Below are 20,205 nucleotides of genomic sequence, written 5' to 3' on the forward strand. Positions count from 1 at the left end.
TCCGTCACCGCCGCGCCCAGGCCGGGTGCCGGGGATCGTCCGCGCGCACGACGACGTCGGCGTGGCCGGCCGGCCCCGTCTCGCGCTCGTAGCGGGCGAAGACGGGCAGCGTCCACCGGTCCGCCTCGGGCGTGCGGCGGCGCAGCGCCCCCGGGGTCAGGCTCACGTGGACCGTCAGGTCGAACGGGAACCAGTGGTTGAACAGGAACGGCCCGTGCAGCAACAAGGCGCCGCCGCGCGGGAGTTCGACGTAGGGGCTGCGTGTGGCGCGGTCCGTGGCCGGGTTCCACAGGTCGGGCAGGACGCGGCCCGTGCCGTCCGGTTCGAGGGGGCCGAACACCTCGCGCCAGAGCGCTTTCGTGTCGAACCAGCCGCTGTAGTACGACTCCTCGTCCTCGCGCCCGAACTCGTAGCGCAGCGAGGCCGGGCGCAGGAACCCCGCCGTGCCGACCGTCAGCGAGGGCAGGCCGCGCTCGCGCAGGGCGTCGGCGACCCGGGAGGCGAGTTCGCCGGGGCGGGCGGCCGGGGCGCCGTCGAAGGCGACCCGCGGCCAGGGGCCGCCGTCGGCGGGCGTGAGGTCGAGCAGCCGCTCGGCGAGAGCGTCGCCGAGCCGTTCCCAGGTGATCGCTTGGAGTCGCACCCCTCCATGATGCCGGGAGGCCGGCTCCGGGAAAGCGCTGCCATCGCCGCCGTTGTGCGGGATGATCGCGGCAAGGACCCGGGGGGTGGAATGATCGAGGGACCCTATTTCGCGCTCGTCGTGCTGGGCGCGCTGTGGTGCGGGCTGTCCGCGGGGGTGTTCGTCGCGTTCTCCACGTTCGTGCTGCGCGGACTGGGCGCGCTGCCCGCCGCGCAGGGGATCGCGGCGATGAACGCCGTCAACGCCGCGGCGCTCAACCCGGCCTTCATGGCCGTCTTTCTCGGCGCGGCCCTGCTCTGCGCGGTGATCGCCGTCGTCACGTTCGTGCTCTGGCCCGACGAGGGCACCGTGGAGCTGCTCCTCGGCTGCGCCCTGTACCTCGTCGGCTCGTTCGGCGTGACGGTCCTGGCGAACATCCCGCGCAACGAAGCTCTGGCGGCGCTTGCCGGAAGCGAGGCGGCCGAGAGCAGCGGCGCGTACTGGCGTACGTATCTGCGCGCGTGGGGGCGGTGGAACCACCTCCGGGGCGCCGCCGCCCTCGCCGCGTCGGCCCTCTTCGTGCTGGCCCTGACCTGAGGGCCCGGCGGCCGGAGTCCTGGACGCGCACGCCGCCGCCCACCGGACGTATCGTGACAGAAAGGTCCGCGGCGTAGGGAGACGGCCATGGCCGACCCCAAGGGCTTTCTCACCACGCCCCGGCGGGAGGCGCCCCGGCGCCCCGTCGAGGAGCGGGTCGCCGACTGGGACGAGGTGTACGTCCCCGGCGGGCTGCTGCCGATCGTCACCGCACAGGCCGACCGGTGCATGGACTGCGGCGTCCCGTTCTGCCATGCGGCGTGCCCGCTGGGCAATCTCGTCCCGGAGTGGAACGAGCTGGTGTCACGGGACGACTGGCGGGCGGCGAGCGAGCGGCTGCACGCCACGAACAACTTCCCGGAGTTCACCGGCCGGCTCTGTCCCGCCCCGTGCGAGGCGGGCTGCGTCCTCGCGATCGACCAGCCCGCGGTCACCATCAAGAACGTCGAGGTGGCGATCGCCGACCGGGCCTGGCAGGACGGGCTGGTGGCGGCGCGGCCGCCGGAGCGGTTGAGCGGCCGGCGGGTCGCGGTCGTCGGCTCCGGGCCCGCGGGGCTCGCGGCGGCGCAGCAGCTGGTGCGGGCCGGGCACACGGTGGCCGTCTACGAACGGGACGACCGGCCAGGTGGGTTGCTGCGGTACGGCATCCCTGAGTTCAAGATGGAGAAGCGTCATCTGGAGCGCAGGATCGGCCAGTTGACGGACGAGGGGGTGCTTTTCCATACGTCGGCGGAGATCGGGCGCGACCGCACGGCGGCGGAGCTGCGGGCGCGGTACGACGCCGTGGTGCTGGCGGTGGGGGCGACCGCGTGGCGTGATCTCGACGTACCCGGGCGGGAGCTGACCGGCGTCCATCAGGCGATGGAGTACCTGCCGCCGGCCAACCGGGTCCGCGCGGGCGACCTCGACGTCTCCCCGCTGAGCGCGGCCGGCCGGCACGTCGTCATCGTCGGCGGCGGGGACACCGGGGCCGACTGCCTGGGCACGGCCGTCCGCGAGGGGGCGCGGTCCGTGACCCAGCTGGACATCTACGGCCGCCCCGGTGACCTGCGCGACGAGGACGCCGAGCCCTGGCCGACGTATCCGCGGCTCTACCGGCTCTCCCCCGCGCACGAGGAGGCGGCCGCGCTGCGCTCGGCGCCGGCCGCCGACGCGGACGCCCGGCTCTTCGCGGCGTCGACCCTGCGGCTCACCGGCGACGCGCACGGGCACGTACGGGAGCTGCACCTGGTGGAGGTGGACGCGGCGCGGCGGCCGCGGGCGGGGACCGAGCGGGCGCTGCCCGCGGATCTGGTACTGCTCGCGCTGGGCTTCACCGGGCCCGAGCGCCCGGCCGGCGGCCTCGTCGATCAGCTGGGGCTCGATGTCACGGAGCGGGGCGCGCTGGCGCGGGACGCGGAGTTCGGCACGGCGCTGCCGGGCGTGTTCGTGGCCGGGGACGCGGGGCGGGGGCAGTCGCTGGTGGTGTGGGCGATCGCGGAGGGACGGGCCGCCGCGGCGGCCGTGGACCGCTGGCTGACGGGGAGCACCCAGCTGCCGGCGCCGATCGCGGCGCACGACCGGCCGATGACGCCCTGAGCGCCCGGCGCGGGCAGAGAACGCTCGAACGGAGAAAGGGGAGCGCTCCCCCGCCCCGTCCGGGAGTCGCTCCCTTCATCTGGTTCCCGGCCGGCTCCGCCCTCAGGACAGCAGGAAGTCCGCCGCCCCCGACTTCGCTCCCTCGATGAACGCGTTGATCTCGCCGGGCGTGTAGATCAGGGCGGGCCCGTCCGGGTCCGAGGACTGGCGGACCGCGACCCGGCCGTCGGCCAGCTTCATGGCTTCGAGGCAGTTGCCCCCGTTGCCGCCGCTCCACGGCTTGTGCCAGCCGTCGGTGCCGAGGTCGCGCGCGGGCATGCCGTTGTAGACCGGCTTCCCGTCGACGCCTCGTATCCGGTCCTTGATCCGGTCCATTCACAGCTCCTTGCGGAGATCGCGGAGGATCTCCTTTGTGCGTTGTGCCGTCGCGGCCTGCGCCGCCATGCGGTCCATGACCTCCAGGTGGGTGGCCACCTCGGGGCGCGCGTCCAGGTAGACGGCGCCGGTCAGGTACTCGCTGTAGACCATGTCCGGCAGTTCTGACATGGCAAATCGGAACAGGACGAAGGGGCCGAACGTGCCCGGGTGCGGGCCGCTGGCGAACTCGGCGACCTGGAGCGTCACGTTCGGCTGCTCCATCACGTCGAGCAGCCGGTCGACCTGGCCGCGCATCACGTCCGCGGTGCCGACGGGGCGGCGCAGCGCGGTCTCGTCCATGACGACCCAGAGCCGGGGCGCGTCCTCCCGGGTGAGCAGGGCCTGGCGCCGCATGCGCAGCGCGACGTGCCGCTCGACCAGCTCCGGGTCCTCGGCGAGCGCGCGCCCTATGGCGCCGGAGGCGAGGACGCCGCGCGCGTACTCCTCGGTCTGCAGCAGGCCGGGCACGAAGTGCGGTTCGTAGGACCTGATGAGGGCCGCGGCGCCCTCCAGGCTCACGTACATGGAGAACCAGCCGGGCAGGATGTCGTGGAACCGCTGCCACCACCCCGGCTTGTTGGCGTCCTCCGCCAGCCGCACGAAGGCGTCGGCCTCGTCGCCCGCGACGCCGTACGACTTCAGCAGGAGCTGAAGGTAGGGGATCTTGAGACCGACCTCCGCGGTCTCCATGCGGCGCACGGTCGCCGCGGTCACTCTGAGTACTTTCGCGGCGTCCTCGCGCTTGAGCCCGGCGCTCTCGCGCAGGTCCTGGAGGCGTCGGCCGAGCACGACCTGGCCGACCGTCGGCGCGGACCGCGGTTCGCTCACGCCCCTTACCTCCCAGTAGTCGAGTCTCGAAAGTGCAGCCGCGGACGACGGCCCGGAGGGGTCGTCCTCCGGGCCGTTTCCCGCGGTTCACCCGCAAAGGGCGCCGCGCGACGTGCTGTCGCGAGCAGTGTGCCATGTCCGCTCAGCACGGCACACTGCACTCTGCACTTTTCAGAGTGGCTCTTGCCAAGTGTTCACGACGGGGAGATAGTGGCAAGCGTGACTCCGTCCGCGCGTTTAGGAACAGAAGCCGGCGAAGCTACGCTCAGTGACCTTTCGGCCACCCCGGCGGTGGACGCGGCACGGCGCAGCAGCTTCGAGCTGGCTCCCCACCCGGGCTCCGCCGCCCAGGCCCGGCACCTCACCCGTGCCCGTCTCACCGGCTGGGGTGCGTGCGAGGACACCTGCGACGCGGCGGCCCTGGTCGTCTCCGAGCTGGTCACGAACGCGATCGTGCACACGGCCAGCAGACGGATCCACTGCGAACTGCACGAGCTGCGCGACGACGCCGGCGAGCGGGTGCGGATAGCCGTCCGCGACGAGGGCTGCATCCCCGGCGACCCCCGGACGGCGGCCCGGATCACGCCGGAGGAGGAGCACGGCAGGGGGCTTCTCCTCGTGGCGGCCGTCTCCACCGCGTGGGGCGCCCAGGAGACCGGTCCCGGTCTCCTCGTCTGGGCGGAACTGCCGCGCGACGCGGGGACGGCGGCGGGCCCCGGCCCCGTACCGGACGCCGCCACGGGCACCGGCTGGGCCTGGTGAGCGCGGCCCGCCCCGGCCGGGCGGGCGAGGAACGACGACGAGCGTGCTGAGCGGGGAACGGATGGGCGTGGTGACGACGCGGACGATGCAGCTGGACTCGCTGGTCGGGCTCGCCCGGAGACGGCGCGCCCCCGCCCCGGCGGCCCCCGTGCGGCTGAGCGTGCCGGACGGCATGACGGCCCCGCTGGGCTGCGACGCGGTGGCGGTCCCGGAGGCCTTCGCCCGCGCGATGACCCGGCGCCTGCCGCACATGGGGTGCGTGTACGCGGACGGGGCGCACTGGTGGTGGCTGGTCCCCTCGGACTCCGATGTCGCGCTGGAGTGGCCCGCGCCCGCGCGCTACACGGCCGGCGCCCTGGTGCCGGCCGCCGGGCGCGCCCCCGATCTGATCCACTGCCCGGACAGCGCGGTGCCCTACACCCCGCCGATCCCCCTGTACCTGGCGCTGTGCCGGGTGACCGGGACGACCCCGGCCTGGTCGAGGACGATCGGCGCGTCCTGACCCGGGCCGGCCGGAGGTCCGCGCGCAGCCCCGGTGGTTCACCCGGCGGGCCGCGCCACCGCCTCCCGCACGATCACCAGGAACGCGTCCGTCGCCAGGTCCATGACCACCTCGGCGGACTGGCCCTCCTCGCGGCGCAGCCGCGCGAACTCCTCGGCGGGCCAGGAGCCGCGGGGTCCACCGGCCGGGAAACGCCGCAGTACCACTCGTCCGTTGATCATCGTCCGTCCCTGCCCCCGTGCTCGCGCCGGTTGCTCCGGCGCCGGTGTGTTCCGGCGCTGTATGACAGAGAACGCTGACAGAGCGGGTTAGGACGCGCGCCGTGACGGGATCGACACCTGGTCGAGACAGGCTCGGGCCACCGCACTCAGGTCCGGCGCAGGTTTCAGTCCGGGTACTCGTCGTGGTAGCGCAGGCGCGCGCTGCCCGCGGGCGCGCCCAGCGCGGAGGCACGTCCGGCCGGCTTCTCCCACTCCTCCTGGCGGCCGAGGGCGGTGAGGTCCAGGAGGTTCGTGGTGAAGCCGATGTTGTCGAGGCCGCGGTCGAACGTCGAGTAGGTGTGGAAGACGCGCTCGCCCTCCCGCACGAAACAGCTGAGGGCGGGCCGCTCCTCGGGGTGGCCCTCGCCGTCGGGGACCGTGGCGCCGAAGTCCTGGTTGAAGTCGCTGAGGTGCGAGGAGTACCAGGGCACCGTCCACCCCATCCGGGCCTTGAACGGCAGGATCTTGGTGAAGGGCGCGCGCGAGACCGCCGCGAACGCGGTGCCCCGGGCCCGCAGATGGGCGAGGTGGCCGATCTGGTCGAGGAACGCCGAGCAGCTGCGGCAGCCCGCGTCCCAGTCGGGCGCGAACATGAAGTGATAGACGACGAGCTGGGCGCGGCCCTCGAACAGGTCCAGCAGCTCGGCCTTGCCGTCGGGGCCTTCGAAGACGTACGCCGTGTCGACCTCGACCATGGGCAGCTCGCGCCGCTTGCTGTTCAGCGCGTCGCGCGCCCGGGTCGCCGCCTTCTCCAGGGCGAGCAGCTCCGCGCGGGCGGCGCGCCACTCCTCGCGCGTGACCGCAGTGGGCAGGCCCATGGTTCCTCCTCGGGTTCGGATCTCTCGCAGGGGTGACCGGGCGGCGCGGCGCAACTCATCGCTCCGCGCGCGGGAATCCGGAGAAATCTTCGGAAGGTTGCCGGGGGGCCGGCTGGCGGGCGGGTGCGGGCCACGGCGGGCGTGCCTGCGCCGGGACGGATCCGGCCGATCCCCGTTCGCTGAGAAGGCACTGTTGTCCGGTGAGCCGTACGCCATCACAATGCTCATGCCAAACATGGCGCATGCCCCACCCGGTGCACCACTCTCAGCACGGGAGAGGAACCCCCCACATGACCACCCCCCGCATGAAATCGGCCGTCGGCGCGCTCTTCACCGTCGTCCTTTGCGGCGCGAGCGCCCTGCCCGCCGCAGCCCTCGACGAGTCGGCGGCGCCGCGCGCGGCGGCGGTGAACTTCGCCGGCACGGTCTCGCTCAGCAACTGCTCCGGCTCTGTCGTCCGCGTCCCGGACTCCCAGCCGACCGACCCCGCGCTGGTCCTCTCCAACGGCCACTGCCTGGAGTCCGGCTTCCCCGGCCCCGGCGAGGTCGTCGTCGACCAGCCCTCGTCGCGCACCTTCGGCCTGCTCAACTCGGCGGGCAGCAAGGTCGCGACGCTACGGGCGAGCAAGGTCGTGTACGGCACCATGACCGACACGGACGTCTCGCTCTACCAGCTCACCAGCACCTACCAGAAGATCGAGAGCTCGTACGGCATCAAGGCCCTGGAGCTGTCGGCGGCCCGCCCGGCGCAGGGGACCGCGATCAGCGTGGTCTCCGGCTACTGGAAGCGGATCTACAACTGCTCCGTCGACGGGTTCGCGTACCGCCTGAAGGAGGGCGAGTGGACCTGGAAGGACTCGGTCCGCTACACCTCGGCCTGCCAGACCATCGGCGGCACCTCGGGCTCCCCGGTGGTCGACCAGGCGACCAAGAAGGTCGTCGCGGTGAACAACACCGGTAACGAGGACGGCGAGCGGTGCACGGACAACAATCCGTGCGAGGTGGCCGAGAACGGGACGGTGACGGTGCGCAAGGGCATCAACTACGCGCAGCAGACGTACGGGATCGTGCCCTGCCTCGGCATCGGCAACAAGCTCGACCTCTCGGCGACGGGCTGCACCCTGCCCAAACCGTAGCCCCGTAAGGGGCGCGGGGAACTGCGCGACCAGCCACGACGGCGCGACGGTCGGCACACTTTCCGCGCCCCCGACGGTGCTAGGGCCTGTCTGACAATTCCCGTCTGCCCCGCGACGCCTGGCACGCACTCTCGCCGCACCGGGCACAAGGCCAAGTACGTCCAGTACGAAGCCTTGCACCCAGCACGCCGAGAGCACGCACCAGACGCCGCGCGGCCGCCCTCCGGGCGACGACGGGAATTGTCAGACAGACCCTAGGCCGCAAGCTCGGCCAGCAACCCCCCGATCCGCTCGGCGTCCCGCACCGGGACTCGCCCGGTGTCGTCGACCTGCACGGCGCACGCGGTGGCCGCGTCGACCAGGTGCTCCAGTACGACCGTGACCCGCCGCGCCCCGTCGGAGTGGCGCGCGAGGACGGGCAGTTCGACCGCGGCCAGCTCCACCGCCGCCCGCGCCTCGGCCAGCGTCCGGTACGCCTCGCGCCGCAGCTCCCACCGCCCGGCCCGGTCCGTGTCCCCGCTCAGCACATGCCCCGCGTACACGTGGGCGGCCTCGCGGGCGAGGGCGAGCCGCACCCGTACGCCGCCGCCCCGGTGCCCGCCGGGCCACGGCAGGTGCCCGGCCACGAGCACGAGGGCGCAGGCGAGCAGCGTCTCGGTGACGCGGCTCCAGGAGGCGCCGGGTTCGCCGCCGACCCTCACCAGGCAGAGCACGAGCACGGTGACGACGGCGGTCTGCGCGGCGAAGTGCCGCGCGGCGACCGGGATCAGCGCCCCGCACACGGCCACCAGGGCGACCAGGCCGAGGGGACGGGGCAGCAGCGCGGCGAGCCCGGCGAAGAGCAGTGCCCCGGCGACCGTCCCGGCGGCCCGGCACAGCACGCGCGAGACGAGCGGCCCGAGATCGGGCTTGACGAGGAAGACGGCGGTGGCGGGCAGCCAGTACCAGTGCACGGGCTGGAGCGCCTGGGCGACGGCGGCGCTCGCCCCGAAGGAGAGCCCCACGCGCACCCCGTACTCGCGCCCGGCCGGTCCGGTGATCCGGCGCAGCGCGGCGGCGGGCGAGCCGCGGCGCCGGGCCGCGCGCTCGGTGCCGCTCCCCCGGTCGAACACCTCCGCGGCCCGCAACAGCGCCTCGTCCAGCGCCCGCAGCCCCGCGCCGAGCCGGGCCGGCGCGGGCAGCGCCCCGGCCGGGGCCGCGGACCGTACGGCGGCCGCGAGGCGGCGCGGACCCTCGGCGGCCCGCCCCGGCACCGGTTCCCCGGCCCAGGCCAGCGCGGTGGCGGCCTCGGCGAGCGGCAGCGCGGCGGCGTACCGCGCGCGCAGCTCCCGGGTTCCCGGCGCGCGGCCGCGCAGGGCGTCCTGCGCCTGGTCGAGAGCGGCGGTGAGGGCGGCGCGGCGGGCCCGGGCGTCCGGTCCGCCGACGGCGTCCAGCAGCGCGGCGACCGCGTCGTAGACGGCGGCGACGGCGGCGCGTTCCCCGTCGTACAGATAGCCGCGCAGCCGTCCGGTCCGCGGGCCGCGGGCCGGTGAGGGCAGGGCGATCCGCAGGGCGATCAGCCAGGCGGCGCCGCCCGCGAAGAGCAGGGCCCGCTGCCACCCCGGCTCCGGCAGCGGCATCCCGGCGCCGACGGCCACCGTCACGAGCAGTTGTGTCCCGGCCGCCGAGGCGACGGGCCCGGCGGCGCTGAGCGCCCCGCCGGCCAGCCCGAGCCCGGCGAAGACGGCGACGAGCACGAACCCGCGGCCCGCGAGGGAGCTGCCGAGGACCATCCCGAGACCACCGGCCAGAGCGGGGCCGCCGAGCCGGGTCAGGGCGGCGCGCCGGGTGCCCGGCCGGTCGTTGACCCCGGCGAGCATGGCACCGAGGGCGAGCAGCACGCCGCTGGAGGGCCGCCCGGCCGCGACGGCGAGCAGGAGCAGCGGTCCGGCGGCGAGGGCGCCCCGCACGACGGCGGGCCAGGGCACGGGGGCGCGCTGGGCGCGCAGGGCGTGGCCGAGCCAGGGCGGAAGACGGTGCGGGCGGATCATGGGGATGCGCAGGCTCCTGTCGTACGGGGACGCGGTGGCGCCGGACGACATCGGCCAGCTGGTGACTGGTTCCCCCAGCGTAAGGGAGGGTGCGGGAGCGGAGGGAACGCATGTGTTTCCGCAATGTGACACTTGGGCGTGCGAACGACGTCTGACACCGACGGCTGGCCGGATGCTCCGGGCGACACTGCCCTGACGATCCCCGTTCCCGAGGCGGACGCGCTGGTCCGCACGGGTGCGCGTGCCCACGTGACGGTGCTCTACCCCTTCCTGCCGCTGGCGCGCCTCACCGCGGCGACGCAGGCGCAGCTACGCGCGACCTTCGCCGCGCTCCCGCCTTTCACCTGCGCGTTCGCCGAACTCCGCCGCTGGCCGGGCGTCCTGTACCTGCACCCGTCCCCCGCGGACCCGTTCCGCGTCCTGACGAAGGCGGTGCGCGAGCGGTGGCCGGAAGCGGTCCCCTACCGGGGTGTCTTCGGGGACGAGCCGCTCGACCCCCACCTGACGCTGGCGGCGGGCGAGGACACGGACGGTCTTCCGACGGGCCCCTTCCTCCGCCACCTGCCGCTGCGCGCGGAGATCCGCTCGGTCCGCCTGATCGTCACGCAGGGCCGGGGAACGGGGTGGCGGGACGTGACGGAGTACCCGCTGCGGGGCGGGGTTCAGGCGGTCTCGTGACCGGCCTCGCGCACGGCCCGCTCCAGCACCTCCCGCGCCCGGTCCACGAGGTCGCCGAGGCCGAGCGATCCGTCGCCGAGCAACTGGTCGATCTCCCGCAGCCCGGCGCGCGCCAGCAGCCGCTTCTCGTTGGTGACCCACTCCCCGCGAGCGGCGAGCACGGCGTGCCCGGCCTGCATCGCGGCGACGGCGACGGCGCCCACCACCTCGGTCCGCCCGCCGAGCTGCACGTTGCCCGCGCGGGCGTAGTGCAGGGTGATACCGGCGCGGCCCCACCACTCCTGCGGCGCGCTCGCGCGCAGGGCGGCGGGGTAGGTGTCGACGCGGGGCGCGGCACCGCGCAACACGCGGTTGCCGGCGAGTTCGGCGACGACGAGGTAGGAGGGGATCCCGGCGAGATGGAAGAGCAGCGGCTCGACGCGGAACCGTCCCGCCTCGGCCTCGCGCAGCTCGTGCTCGACGCTGTCGAGGTCCCGGTAGTGCACGTCGACGCGCCGCCCGTCGACCTCCAGCCAGCCCCCGCCGTTGAAGACGCCCCCGCCCCACCCGCCGATCTCGGAGACCTCGCCCGCCCAGCCGGTCTCGCGCAGGTGCCGCGGCGCGAACTCCCCCTCGCTCCCCCGGTAGTACACGGCGGTGTCCCAGTCGCTGGCGTCGGTGTGCGTACCCTGCGCCCGCGATCCGCCGAGGGCGACGGCGCGGACGCCGGGGAGGGCGGCGAGGCGGTCGGCGAGATGGTCGAGGAAGGCGGTGTCGTCCTGTGCGGGCCGGCTCATGCGCTCAGCCGCGCCCGGCGAAGCGCACGAATGCCGTCCAGGCCGGCGGGGTCACGTCCAGGACGGCTCGGGCGGGGTCTTTGGTGTCCCGGACGCGGACCGTTTCCGCGCCTGTGGCGACCTCAAGGCACTGCCCGCCTTCACCGCTGCTGTAGCTGCTCTTGAACCACGTCTGCTCAGCCACGTCCGGCACCGATTTCTCGACGTTCATGTGTCTCCCAGCAACCGCTCCACGAGGGTCAGCGACTCACGCGGCGTGAGCGCCTGAGCCCTGAGGATTCCATACTGCTCCTCGAACTCACGGACCGAATTCCGCTGGGTGTGCAGACGGCTCTCCTTGTGCGCCTCGACGTAGGCGATCCGGCGCCCTTCCATCGACTCGATCAAGGTGAACGGCCCGGCCAGTCCGGCGTGTTCGCTCCGCACGATAGGCATCACCTGGATCTCCACATTGCGTCGCTGCGCGTGCAGAAGCAGCTGTTCCAACTGGCCCCGCATGACGCGTTCCCCGCCGATGGGGCGCCGGAACACGACCTCTTCGATCACGAAGCTGATGGTCGGCATCGGCGTACGGGCGAAGATCTCCTGCCGCCGCAACCGGGCGGCGACCCGCTGGGCCACCGTGTCCTCGTCCAACAGGGGCCGCCGCATCCGGAACACCGCTTCCGCGTACTCCTCGGTCTGCAACAGGCCGTTGACGACGTGATTGTCGTAGACGTGCAGGGCAACGGCCTTGGCCTCCAACTGCGCCGCGCTGCGGAAGAACGCCGGGTACTGCGCCCGCTCGACCTCCTCCATCCGTTCCCGCAACACCCCGTGCGCCCCGAGCGCCTCGTCGGCCCGCGCGATGAACCGGGCCGGGGGAATGCGCCGCCCCTGCTCGAAGGAGGCGATGGTGGCCGCCGAATACCCGGTCCGCTCACCCAGTTCGCCGCGGCTCAGCCCCTTCCACTCGCGGAAGCGCTTCAGCTGCCGTCCGAACGAGACCAGCACCCCGCCGGCATCCTCACCGCCGCTCACCGCGTCGTCGCCCACGTCCACACCGGCCCCCTTTCACGGTCGCCCTCCCCGGAACAACTCCCCTCCCCCACCCGCCCGTCACGCCGCGGACCGCGTACAACCCACCGCCCCCCGCGTACAAAACCCGCCCGTCGGCGGAGCCAACGCTATGCAGTACGCGCCCGGCCGCCCCCGCCGACCGCTCAACTCACCAAGAGCGGCATATGCGTCAACGCCCGTACCTCGCACGGCTGTTCGGTCCGACAGCCGGTGCGCCGCCGCGTACAACCGCCGTCCGTCACCGCGTAGCCCCTGGTCGGGAGCGCCTCGCCCGCACGACGCTGCTCGCATGCACCAGTTCGCCATGCACTTCACGTCGACGCCGCGCGGCGCCCGCCTCGCCCGCCGTCTCGTCTCCCACCGCCTGAACGCCTGGGGCCACGCGTACACCGGTCCCGTGAACGAGACGCTCACCCTCCTCGCGGCCGAGCTGACCGCGAACGCCGTCCGCCACGGTCACGTCCCGGGCAGCGACTTCCACCTCAGCCTGACGCAGACCGGCGCGGACGCCTTCCGCATCGAGGTCTCCGACGCCCGGCACGAGCGGCCGCCGCACGGAGCCCGGCGTCCGGCCGGTCCCGACGACGAGTCGGGCCGGGGCCTGCTCCTCGTCGCCGCCCTCGCGGACGCCTGGGGCTGCGCGCCTCGCCCGGACGGCACCGGCAAGACCATGTGGGCCACCGCGACCGGCCGGCCGTTCGGCGAAGACGCCGCCGCCGCGTGTGCCAAGGCCAGGTAAAGCCCCCGCTCCCGCCCTGCCCCGTCCGATCGGCGAAGATGGTCCCATGACAACGGTCGAACCCCTGGGCGCGGTGCGCGAGCGCGTGCTCGCCACGCTGCGGCAGGACATCATCGGCGGCCGCCTGCGCCCGGGCGACCGGCTGGTCGAGCGGGAGGTCGCGGAGCGGTTCGGGGTGTCGCGGGTGCCGGCGCGCGAGGCGATCCGGGCGCTGCTCGCGGAGGGCTTCGTGACGTTCGAGACGCCACGCCGGGCCGTCGTCCGCACCCTCACCCGGACCGACGTGGCCGAACTCTATGAACTGCGCGAGGCGCTGGAGGTCTACGCCGCCGGTCTCGCCGCCGAGCGGGCGCAGCCCGCCGATCTGACCCGCCTCGCGGAGCTGCTCGACGAGGCGGCGAAGGCCACCCGCGCCGGTGACGACGAGACGATCGCCGACGTCAACAGCCTCTTCCACGACCGTCTGCTGGCCACGGCGGGCAACGGCCTGCTGATCGGCGTCATGCAGCCCGTCGACGGCCGGCTGCGCTGGCTGACCCGGCGCAACGAGGCGTGGTCCCAACAGCTGGAGGAGCACCGGCAGTTGTACGACGCCGTGGCCGCCGGCGACCCGGAGCGGGCCCGGGCCGTGGCGCTCGGGCACGTGCGCACCAACTACCGTTCCACCGTCCGTCACCTCTTCGGCGACGACGCCACCCCGCCCCCGCAGTAGAGCCCAGGAGCACCGTGCCCACCCTCATAGGCGCCGCCCGCACCCGTCCCTGCACCCTCGTGGTGTGCCGGGGCTGCTGCTGCGGCGACGCCCGCAAGTACCCCGGATACGACCACGCGTGGCAGCTGGAGCGGATGCGGGCGGCGGCAGTCGCGTCCGGGGGCCGGTTCGCGGTGCGGGTCAGCGACTGTCTCGGGCCGTGCGACCAGGCGAACGTGGTCGTGGTGCAGCCGTCCGGACCGGGCCGCGCCCGCGGCGGCCGGGCCGCGTGGATCGGCTGGTCCCTGGGGGACGACGCGACCGACGAGATCCTGGCGTGGGCCGGGGCGGGCGGCCCGGGCGTGGCCCCGGCCCCGGCCGCCCTGGAGCTTCAGTTCATCGAGGCGCAGGGCGAGCGCGTCCGGCGTCGCCGGGGGCGCTGAACCGGTCGAGGGCGGCAACCATCCGGTCCACGACGCCCGGCGCGCCCGCGTTGTGGCCCGCGTCGTCGACGAGGACGAGCCCGGCCTGCGGCCAGGCGCCCGCGAGGCGCCAGGGGATGCCGAGCAGGTTCCCGAAGTCGAGGCTGCCCTGGACGAGGGCGGCCGGGACGCCGTCGAGCAGGTGCAGATCGCGCAGCACGGTGTCGGGCCCGCCGAGGAAGTGGTCCTGGCTCCAGTAGTGGGTGACGGTGCGCGCGAAGCCGTAGCGGAAGGCGGGATCCTGGTAGCGGGGCACGGAGCGCGGGGGCTGCGAGGCGATCGCGGTCTCCCAGTCGGTCCAGGCGAGCGCCGCGCTGTCGCGCACCGCGGGGTCCGGTGACTCCAGGAGCCGGTGGTAGGCGGCGGCGAGGTCGCCGTCCCGCTCCCCGGGCGGCAGCGCGTCCAGGAACGCGGCGAACGCCTCGGGGAAGATCTTCCCGAGGCCCCGCGTCATGAGGTCGACCTCCGCGCGGCTGCCGGTGGCCAGGCCCGTCAGCACCAGTTCGGTGACGCGGTCGCGGTGGGTCTGGGCGTAGCGCAGGCCGAGCACCGAGCCGAAGGAGACGCCCCACACCAGCCAGCGGTCGATGCCGAGGTGGGCGCGGAGCCGCTCCAGGTCGGCGACGAGGTGCGGGAGCGTGTTCGTGCTCATGTCGGTGGTGTACGCGGCCGCGGACGGCGTGGAGCGGCCCGCGCCGCGCTGGTCGAGCAGGACGATCCGGTAGCGCTCGGGGTCGAAGAGGCGCCGCATGAAGGGCGAGGCGCCGCTGCCGGGCCCACCGTGCAGGGCGACAGCAGGCTTGCCGTCCGGGTTGCCGCAGGTCTCCCAGTGGACGCGGTGGCCGTCGCCCACGTCCAGACGGCCCTGATCGTACGGTTCGATCTCCGGGTAGAGAGGCATCGGGCGAGCCTACGCGGGGTTACTCCGCCTTGGCACCGCGCATCCGTCCGTACGCGTAGACGCATCCGGCGAGCGCGAGGTCGGACAGGAGCATGAAGCCGATGGAGTACGAGCCCTTGGCGCTGTAGATCGCGCCCATGACCAGCGGCGGGACGAAGCCGCCGAGGCCGCCCATCGCGCCGACGATGCCGGTCACCGAGCCGACCTGGGGCTGCGGGGTGACCTGGGAGACGAGGGCGAAGACGCTGCCGCTCGCGGTGCCGAGGCCGGCCGCCATCAGCAGGAAGCAGATCGTGCCCACCGGGTTCAGGGTGGGGTCGAAGGCCTGGAGGATGGCGAAGACGGCGACGAGGGCGAGTGCCCACGCCGTGACGGTCGCCGGGTGGACGCGGTCGGAGAGCCAGCCGCCGACGGGCCGGAAGATCACAGTGACGAGCGCGAACCCGGCCGCCTTGGTGCCCGCGTCGGTGGGGCTCAGCTCGTACCAGGTCTTCAGGTAGGTGGGCAGGTACACGCCGAAGGCGACGATGCCGCCGAAGCCGATCGCGTACAGCGCCGACAGCTCCCAGGTGACGCGGAGCTTGCCGGCCGCGCCGAGGCGGGTGCCGAGGGATGTCGTGGGGATCTTGCGGTCCGGGTGGTCGGTGATCAGGACCGCCGCGACCACCGCGTAGACGGCCAGGGCGATGGCGACGGCGACGAACGGCAGGTTCTCGCCGTGTCTGGCCATGCGCGGGGTGAAGTAGCCGGAGAGGGCGACACCCCCCATGCCCATGCCGAAGATGCCGAGCGCGAGGCCGCGGTGGGCGGGCGGGAACCAGGAGTTCACCAGCGGGATGCCAATGGCGAACGTGGTGCCGCCGAGGCCGAGCAGGAAGGCGACGGCGATCATCGCGCCGAAGTTGTGCCGGGCCGGGATCACCAGCAGTACCGGGACGATGGTGAGCGCCGAGATCAGCGGGAAGAGCAGCCGCGCGCCGTAGCGGTCGGTGAGCGCGCCGACCGGGATGCGGCCGAGGGAGCCGACGAGCACCGGCACCGCGACGAGGAAGGACTGGGCGAACGAGCTGAGCTTCAGGTCCGAGCCGAAGACGCCCGCGAGGGGCGCGATCAGGTTCCAGGCCCAGAACGTCAGCGCGAAGCCGAGGGTGGCCACGATGAGGTTGCGGTAGGCCGCCGCCGGGGGGTGGCTGCCCGTCTGCGGGGCCGGGGCCGGTGTGGAGGGCGTCTTCGGCGCAGAAGGTGTCGTCACCCTTTTCAGGCTAGGAAGGCGGAAGGGGCGGCTCCAGATCTGTTGCGCCGAACGGTGCCACGTCCAGGCCGGCTTCCAGGGCGGCGGTGCGCAGGACGCCGCGCAGCATCGGGGGCGTGAGGCGGCCGGTGAAGGTGTTGCGCTGGCTGACGTGGTAGCAGCCGAAGAGCGCGAGACCGCCGAGGTCGACGCGGGCGCCGTGGGCGAAGGCGGGGCGCGGGCGCGGCACGGTCCAGCCCGCCGCGGTGAACGCGGGCAGGGCCGCCTGCCAGCCGAATCCGCCGAGCACGAGGACGGCGCGCAGGGTGGGCCGCAGCAGCTCCAGCTCGCGCACCAGCCAGGGGCGGCACGTGTCGCGCTCGGTCACCGTCGGCTTGTTCTCCGGCGGCGCGCAGCGCACCGGCGAGGTGATGCGCACGCCGTGCAGGGTGAGGCCGTCGTCGAGGGAGATCGCGTCGGGGCGGGAGGCGAGCCCGACGTCGTACATCGCCTGGTAGAGCACCTCGCCGGAGCGGTCGCCGGTGAACATCCGGCCGGTGCGGTTGCCGCCGTGCGCGGCGGGCGCGAGGCCGACGATGAGCAGGGACGCGTCGGGCGGGCCGAAGCCGGGGACGGGCCTGCCCCAGTACGGCTCGTCGGCGAAGGCCGCCCGCTTGGTGCGCGCGACCTCCTCGCGCCACGCGACGAGGCGGGGGCAGGCCCGGCAGTGGGTGACCCGCTCGTCGAGCGCGCGGAGTCCGTCGTCGTTCATCTCTTCGACCTTAGGCATGTCTACGAACGCATGCCCCGGGCCGCGCTAGGTGAACGCGGCCCCCAGCGCCACGAACACGCAGATCAGGAGGGACAGCAGGGCGAGCAGCGGCCACACGAACCGCAGGTACTTGTCGTAGCCGACCTTGGCGAGGGCGACGCCGCCGATGGTGACGGCGGTCGTCGGCACCCACAGGTTCATCCAGCCGCTCGCCGCCTGCCACGCGGTGACGACGACGGCGCGCGAGACGCCCGCGAAGTCGGCGAGCGGGGCGAGGATCGGCATGGCGAGGGTGGCGTGCCCGGACGTGGACGGGATGAGGAAGGCCAGCGGCAGGTTCACGGCGAAGACGATGATGGCGAAGATGCCGGACGAGGTGCCTTTGACCACGCCTTCGATGGCGTGCAGCACCGTGTCCGTGATCTTCGAGTTGTTCATGATCACGGTGACGCCGCGGGCCAGCAGGATGACGAGCGCCGGGGAGACGAAGTCGGCGGTGCCCTGGATGATCGTCGCGCTGAGACGCTGCTCCCCCATGCGCGCGACGAGGCCGACGAGCACGGCCGCGCACAGGAACAGCGCCGCCAGCTGCGGGAAGGACCAGCCGAGTTCGAAGCCGTAGGGGGCCGCGTCGGCCTTGCCGGTCAGCGCGCTCGCCCATGGCACCACCGAGAAGATCATGAAGGCGAAGACGAGCGCGGTGACGACGAGGACGGCCCGGTGCAGCCCGGTCAGTTCCGGGACCTCGGCCGCGTCCGAGGATGCCTGGTCCTGGTCCTTGTCGCCGGGCAGGAACCCGCAGAGCGAGCGGCCGGGGTCCGTGCGGACCCGCCTGGCGTAGCGGATGACGTACGCGACCGTGACCGCGGTCAGCACGAGCCACATCGCGCACCGCAGCGCGATGCCGTCACCGAGGGAGATGTCCGCGGCGGACGAGGCGACGCCGGTGGCGAACGGGTTGACCGTCGAGCAGAGCACGCCGACGCCCGCGCCCAGGATGATCACGCCGACCGCCGTCATCCGGTCGTAGCCGAGCGCGAGCATCAGCGGCACGATCAGGCCGTAGAACCCGAGGGTCTCCTCGGCGAACCCCTCGACCGTGCCGAGCACCGAGAAGACGACCATCACGCCCGCGATCAGCAGGGCGCCGCGCTCGCGCAGCCGGTGCGCGAGGCGGCCGATGCCCCGGTCCAGGGCGCCGGTGGCGAACACGACGGTGATGAACGCGCCGATGGCGAGCACGAAGAGGAAGACGCCCGCGCTGCCGTACAGGTCACCGGAGTTGTCCGGGGCGACCAGGGAGGTCTTGGGGTCCTGGATGCCGTAGAGGCCGTTGACCGGGGAGAGGAACAGGTCGTCGAGGTGGTCGAGGAAGGACTGGCCCGAGCCGACGCGGTGGTACGTGCCCTCGACGGGGGCGCCGTCGTCCCCCCGGTCGTACTGGCCGGAGGGGATGAGGAAGGCCAGCAGCCAGATCGCGACGGTGACGACCGCGAGGACGGTCAGGGCGCTGGGGAAGGCGAACTTCTTCTTCTCTGGCGGCTCGGGCGGCTCGGGCGGCTCTTGCCCCCCGGCCGCCCGCGTCTCGGTGCTCATGACGTCTGCCCGCCCCGGAAGCCGGCGGCGTACGCGCGGACGAACGCGCACATGGCGACGACGGTGGCGCGCAGTTCGGAGAAGAGGACGCGTTCGTTCGGGGCGTGCAGGTTGCACATGCTGTCCTGGGCGCCGAAGAGGAGGACCTCGGCGTCGGGCGCGGCCCGGGCGAGACCGTTGACCAGCGGGATGGAGCCGCCGGTCGCGACGGAGGAGGCGTCGGTGCCCCAGGCCTCGCGGAGCGCGGCGCGGGCGGCGCGATAGGCGGGGCCGCCGGTCGCCGCCTCGTAGCCGGGGCCCGTGTCGCCGGGGGTGACGGTGAGCGGGACGCCGAACGGCCGCAGCGAGGAGAGGTGGTCGACGAGCGCGGCCTGCGCCTCGTGCGGGTCCTGGCGGGGGTGGAAGCGCAGGTTCAGTCTGGCGCGGGCGTAGGGGACCACGGCCGACGCGGCGTGCTCGACACTCGGAGCGTCGAGGCCGACGACGGTGACGGCCGGGCCGCTCCACAGCCGCTCGCCGAGGGTGCCGCTGCCCAGGAGCGGGAGGTCCGCCGCGACGCCGGCGAGGTCGCGGAACTCGTCCTCGGTGTAGCTCGCGCCGGTCCACTCCTCGCGGCGCAGCCCCGCCACGGCGACGTCGCCGTGCACGTCGTGCAGGGTGGCCAGGGCCTTGAGCAGGACGAGCAGCGCGTCCGGGGCGGCGCCGCCGAACTCGCCGCTGTGGCGCGGCTCCCGGAGCGTGCGGACCTCGACGACGACCTCGGCGGCGCCGCGCAGGGCGGTGGTCAGGGTCGGGGTGCCGGGCCGCAGGTTGCCCAGGTCGGCGATGACCATGGCGTCGCAGGCGAACCGCTCGGGGTCGGTGGGCGGGTAGGCGTCGAAGGCGCTGCCGTACTCCTCCTGACCCTCGAAGACGATCTTCACGCCGACGGGCGGGCGTCCCTGGAAGGCGCGGAGCATGCCTAGATGCGCGATGACGTTCGCCTTGTCGTCGGCGATGCCGCGGGCGCGCAGGCCGCTCTCCCCGCCCTCCGTGACCGGTGTCGGCTCGAAGGGCGGCGAGTGCCACAGGCTCTCGTCGCCGGCCGGCTGCACGTCGTAGTGCGAGTAGAGCAGCACGGTCGGGGCGTCCGGGGTCGGCGGCGGGATCTCGGCGAAGATCACCGGCGCCGTGTCGGGCAGGTCGATGCGCTCCACGTGCGCGACGCCCGCGTCGTGGAGGAGGTCGACGAGCAGGTCGTGGGCCTGGTGGACCGGCTCGGCCGGGAAGCCCGGGAAGGCGACCGAGGGAATGGCGGCGAGCCGCTCCAGGTCGGCGCGGAGCCCGGCCATGAGACGGTCGGCCTCGGCGTGCGGGTCGCCTCCGGCGGGCGGGTCGTTCCGGTCGGTGTCCGGCTCCATCGCGGCCATGACGGGGCGTCCCTTGCTGTCGGGTACAGGCGGTTCGCCCGGATTATCCGGGTTGGGGGTGAGCGATGGGGTGGGGCTCGCCGAGGGGCGGGGGTGACGCCCAGGGGGACCCCGCGCGTTTCCCCTGGCGGGCCACTGTCCGGCTGCCGGCCGGCGGGGCCACTCGCGCAGCTCCCGCGCCTTAGGGGCCATCCCCCACAACACCCTTGTTCCGTACGGCAGTCGCTCCGGGACGGGGTCAGGGTCCGCGCCCTTCCCGCTGACGATCCGTGCAGCCGCGCCCGGCCGCAGGATGATCTCGCCGGCCACCGTCCGGCCTGTCGT

The 20,205-nt window shown here is 73.9% G+C and carries 23 protein-coding genes; 9 read left to right on the top strand and 14 right to left on the bottom strand.

The window, feature by feature from the left end:
- Window positions 1-4: 4 nt before the first annotated feature.
- Window positions 5-640: a uridine kinase gene (locus tag ABZY33_RS22380; protein WP_356493380.1), complete on the bottom strand. Its 636-nt coding sequence runs from the start codon at window positions 638-640 to the stop codon at window positions 5-7.
- Window positions 641-730: 90 nt separating this feature from the next.
- Between ABZY33_RS22380 and ABZY33_RS22385 the strand changes: the two genes are divergently transcribed.
- Window positions 731-1,216, top strand: a complete 486-nt coding sequence (locus ABZY33_RS22385; protein ID WP_356493381.1) for an anthrone oxygenase family protein — start codon at window positions 731-733, stop codon at window positions 1,214-1,216.
- A gap of 87 nt (window positions 1,217-1,303) precedes the next feature.
- Window positions 1,304-2,794 carry a glutamate synthase subunit beta gene (locus ABZY33_RS22390; protein WP_356493382.1) on the top strand — a complete coding sequence of 497 codons (1,491 nt, stop codon included), beginning with the start codon at window positions 1,304-1,306 and terminating at the stop codon, window positions 2,792-2,794.
- A gap of 102 nt (window positions 2,795-2,896) precedes the next feature.
- On the opposite strand, the gene ABZY33_RS22395 is transcribed toward ABZY33_RS22390, so the two are convergent.
- A complete protein-coding gene (locus tag ABZY33_RS22395) occupies window positions 2,897-3,169 on the bottom strand; it encodes a DUF397 domain-containing protein (RefSeq protein WP_356493383.1) in 273 nt (90 codons plus the stop codon).
- Window positions 3,170-4,039: a helix-turn-helix transcriptional regulator gene (locus ABZY33_RS22400; RefSeq protein WP_356493384.1), complete on the bottom strand. Its 870-nt coding sequence runs from the start codon at window positions 4,037-4,039 to the stop codon at window positions 3,170-3,172.
- Window positions 4,040-4,330: 291 nt separating this feature from the next.
- On the opposite strand from ABZY33_RS22400, the gene ABZY33_RS22405 reads away from it, so the two are divergent.
- Window positions 4,331-4,801 carry an ATP-binding protein gene (locus tag ABZY33_RS22405; protein ID WP_356493385.1) on the top strand — a complete coding sequence of 157 codons (471 nt, stop codon included), beginning with the start codon at window positions 4,331-4,333 and terminating at the stop codon, window positions 4,799-4,801.
- A gap of 61 nt (window positions 4,802-4,862) precedes the next feature.
- Window positions 4,863-5,303 carry a hypothetical protein gene (locus ABZY33_RS22410; protein WP_356493414.1) on the top strand — a complete coding sequence of 147 codons (441 nt, stop codon included), beginning with the start codon at window positions 4,863-4,865 and terminating at the stop codon, window positions 5,301-5,303.
- Between the two features lie 38 nt (window positions 5,304-5,341).
- Here the strand turns inward: ABZY33_RS22410 and ABZY33_RS22415 are convergent, their stop codons facing one another.
- Window positions 5,342-5,524, bottom strand: a complete 183-nt coding sequence (locus ABZY33_RS22415; protein ID WP_356493386.1) for a hypothetical protein — start codon at window positions 5,522-5,524, stop codon at window positions 5,342-5,344.
- A 164-nt stretch (window positions 5,525-5,688) separates the two neighbouring features.
- Complete coding sequence (locus tag ABZY33_RS22420; protein WP_356493387.1) at window positions 5,689-6,381, bottom strand: DUF899 domain-containing protein; 693 nt, start codon at window positions 6,379-6,381, stop codon at window positions 5,689-5,691.
- A gap of 290 nt (window positions 6,382-6,671) precedes the next feature.
- On the opposite strand from ABZY33_RS22420, the gene ABZY33_RS22425 reads away from it, so the two are divergent.
- Window positions 6,672-7,517: a serine protease gene (locus ABZY33_RS22425; RefSeq protein WP_356493388.1), complete on the top strand. Its 846-nt coding sequence runs from the start codon at window positions 6,672-6,674 to the stop codon at window positions 7,515-7,517.
- A gap of 254 nt (window positions 7,518-7,771) precedes the next feature.
- Here ABZY33_RS22425 and ABZY33_RS22430 read toward each other — a convergent pair whose 3' ends face one another.
- Window positions 7,772-9,547, bottom strand: coding sequence for an FUSC family protein (locus ABZY33_RS22430; RefSeq protein ID WP_356493415.1), 1,776 nt, complete (start codon window positions 9,545-9,547; stop codon window positions 7,772-7,774).
- A 138-nt stretch (window positions 9,548-9,685) separates the two neighbouring features.
- Here ABZY33_RS22430 and ABZY33_RS22435 point away from each other — a divergent pair, with 138 nt between their 5' ends.
- Window positions 9,686-10,225 (top strand): 2'-5' RNA ligase family protein, encoded by a 540-nt coding sequence (locus tag ABZY33_RS22435; protein WP_356493389.1) that lies wholly within the window; start codon window positions 9,686-9,688, stop codon window positions 10,223-10,225.
- Here ABZY33_RS22435 and ABZY33_RS22440 read toward each other — a convergent pair.
- Genes ABZY33_RS22440 through ABZY33_RS22450 form a run of 3 tightly spaced genes read right to left on the bottom strand, consistent with a single transcriptional unit; the run spans window position 10,210 to window position 12,042 of the window.
- Entirely contained in the window at window positions 10,210-11,001 is a 792-nt protein-coding gene (locus ABZY33_RS22440) for a nucleotidyltransferase domain-containing protein (RefSeq protein ID WP_356493390.1), read from the bottom strand. The genes ABZY33_RS22435 and ABZY33_RS22440 overlap by 16 nt on opposite strands.
- Window positions 11,002-11,005: 4 nt before the next feature.
- Window positions 11,006-11,212, bottom strand: a complete 207-nt coding sequence (locus ABZY33_RS22445) for a DUF397 domain-containing protein (protein WP_356493391.1) — start codon at window positions 11,210-11,212, stop codon at window positions 11,006-11,008.
- Entirely contained in the window at window positions 11,209-12,042 is an 834-nt protein-coding gene (locus ABZY33_RS22450) for a helix-turn-helix transcriptional regulator (RefSeq protein ID WP_356493392.1), read from the bottom strand. Before ABZY33_RS22450 ends, ABZY33_RS22445 begins: the two co-directional genes overlap by 4 nt.
- Window positions 12,043-12,349: 307 nt before the next feature.
- On the opposite strand from ABZY33_RS22450, the gene ABZY33_RS22455 reads away from it, so the two are divergent.
- Genes ABZY33_RS22455 through ABZY33_RS22465 form a run of 3 tightly spaced genes read left to right on the top strand, consistent with a single transcriptional unit; the run spans window position 12,350 to window position 13,933 of the window.
- A complete protein-coding gene (locus tag ABZY33_RS22455) occupies window positions 12,350-12,799 on the top strand; it encodes an ATP-binding protein (protein ID WP_356493393.1) in 450 nt (149 codons plus the stop codon).
- Between the two features lie 46 nt (window positions 12,800-12,845).
- Complete coding sequence (locus tag ABZY33_RS22460; protein ID WP_356493394.1) at window positions 12,846-13,511, top strand: GntR family transcriptional regulator; 666 nt, start codon at window positions 12,846-12,848, stop codon at window positions 13,509-13,511.
- A 14-nt stretch (window positions 13,512-13,525) separates the two neighbouring features.
- Window positions 13,526-13,933, top strand: coding sequence for a (2Fe-2S) ferredoxin domain-containing protein (locus tag ABZY33_RS22465; protein ID WP_356493395.1), 408 nt, complete (start codon window positions 13,526-13,528; stop codon window positions 13,931-13,933).
- Here ABZY33_RS22465 and pip read toward each other — a convergent pair.
- From pip to ABZY33_RS22490, 5 genes are read right to left on the bottom strand one after another with little or no spacing between them, the layout of a single operon-like run.
- A complete protein-coding gene (pip, locus tag ABZY33_RS22470) occupies window positions 13,887-14,873 on the bottom strand; it encodes a prolyl aminopeptidase (RefSeq protein ID WP_356493396.1) in 987 nt (328 codons plus the stop codon). The genes ABZY33_RS22465 and pip overlap by 47 nt on opposite strands.
- A 19-nt stretch (window positions 14,874-14,892) precedes the next feature.
- Window positions 14,893-16,125 (bottom strand): MFS transporter, encoded by a 1,233-nt coding sequence (locus ABZY33_RS22475; protein ID WP_356493397.1) that lies wholly within the window; start codon window positions 16,123-16,125, stop codon window positions 14,893-14,895.
- 10 nt (window positions 16,126-16,135) lie between these two features.
- Window positions 16,136-16,876: a uracil-DNA glycosylase gene (locus ABZY33_RS22480; protein ID WP_356493398.1), complete on the bottom strand. Its 741-nt coding sequence runs from the start codon at window positions 16,874-16,876 to the stop codon at window positions 16,136-16,138.
- A 45-nt stretch (window positions 16,877-16,921) separates the two neighbouring features.
- Window positions 16,922-18,472, bottom strand: coding sequence for a YfcC family protein (locus ABZY33_RS22485; protein WP_356493399.1), 1,551 nt, complete (start codon window positions 18,470-18,472; stop codon window positions 16,922-16,924).
- A complete protein-coding gene (locus tag ABZY33_RS22490) occupies window positions 18,469-19,872 on the bottom strand; it encodes a M20/M25/M40 family metallo-hydrolase (protein WP_356493416.1) in 1,404 nt (467 codons plus the stop codon). Before ABZY33_RS22490 ends, ABZY33_RS22485 begins: the two co-directional genes overlap by 4 nt.
- Window positions 19,873-20,205 lie beyond the last annotated feature (333 nt).

It is taken from the genome of Streptomyces sp. NPDC006552, from assembly GCF_040611655.1.
Taxonomy (GTDB): Bacteria; Actinomycetota; Actinomycetes; order Streptomycetales; family Streptomycetaceae; genus Streptomyces.

Bases quoted from the DNA above. Each gene is read 5' to 3' on its own strand.
- ABZY33_RS22415 (WP_356493386.1), bottom strand. From the start codon at position 5,524: ATGATCAACGGACGAGTGGTACTGCGGCGTTTCCCGGCCGGTGGACCC.
- ABZY33_RS22440 (WP_356493390.1), bottom strand. From the start codon at position 11,001: ATGAGCCGGCCCGCACAGGACGACACCGCCTTCCTCGACCATCTCGCC.
- ABZY33_RS22460 (WP_356493394.1), top strand. From the start codon at position 12,846: ATGACAACGGTCGAACCCCTGGGCGCGGTGCGCGAGCGCGTGCTCGCC.
- ABZY33_RS22430 (WP_356493415.1), bottom strand. From the start codon at position 9,547: ATGATCCGCCCGCACCGTCTTCCGCCCTGGCTCGGCCACGCCCTGCGC.
- ABZY33_RS22390 (WP_356493382.1), top strand. From the start codon at position 1,304: ATGGCCGACCCCAAGGGCTTTCTCACCACGCCCCGGCGGGAGGCGCCC.
- ABZY33_RS22425 (WP_356493388.1), top strand. From the start codon at position 6,672: ATGACCACCCCCCGCATGAAATCGGCCGTCGGCGCGCTCTTCACCGTC.
- ABZY33_RS22445 (WP_356493391.1), bottom strand. From the start codon at position 11,212: ATGAACGTCGAGAAATCGGTGCCGGACGTGGCTGAGCAGACGTGGTTC.
- ABZY33_RS22385 (WP_356493381.1), top strand. From the start codon at position 731: ATGATCGAGGGACCCTATTTCGCGCTCGTCGTGCTGGGCGCGCTGTGG.
- pip (WP_356493396.1), bottom strand. From the start codon at position 14,873: ATGCCTCTCTACCCGGAGATCGAACCGTACGATCAGGGCCGTCTGGAC.
- ABZY33_RS22455 (WP_356493393.1), top strand. From the start codon at position 12,350: ATGCACCAGTTCGCCATGCACTTCACGTCGACGCCGCGCGGCGCCCGC.
- ABZY33_RS22420 (WP_356493387.1), bottom strand. From the start codon at position 6,381: ATGGGCCTGCCCACTGCGGTCACGCGCGAGGAGTGGCGCGCCGCCCGC.
- ABZY33_RS22485 (WP_356493399.1), bottom strand. From the start codon at position 18,472: ATGAGCACCGAGACGCGGGCGGCCGGGGGGCAAGAGCCGCCCGAGCCG.
- ABZY33_RS22395 (WP_356493383.1), bottom strand. From the start codon at position 3,169: ATGGACCGGATCAAGGACCGGATACGAGGCGTCGACGGGAAGCCGGTC.
- ABZY33_RS22480 (WP_356493398.1), bottom strand. From the start codon at position 16,876: ATGAACGACGACGGACTCCGCGCGCTCGACGAGCGGGTCACCCACTGC.
- ABZY33_RS22410 (WP_356493414.1), top strand. From the start codon at position 4,863: ATGGGCGTGGTGACGACGCGGACGATGCAGCTGGACTCGCTGGTCGGG.
- ABZY33_RS22490 (WP_356493416.1), bottom strand. From the start codon at position 19,872: ATGGAGCCGGACACCGACCGGAACGACCCGCCCGCCGGAGGCGACCCG.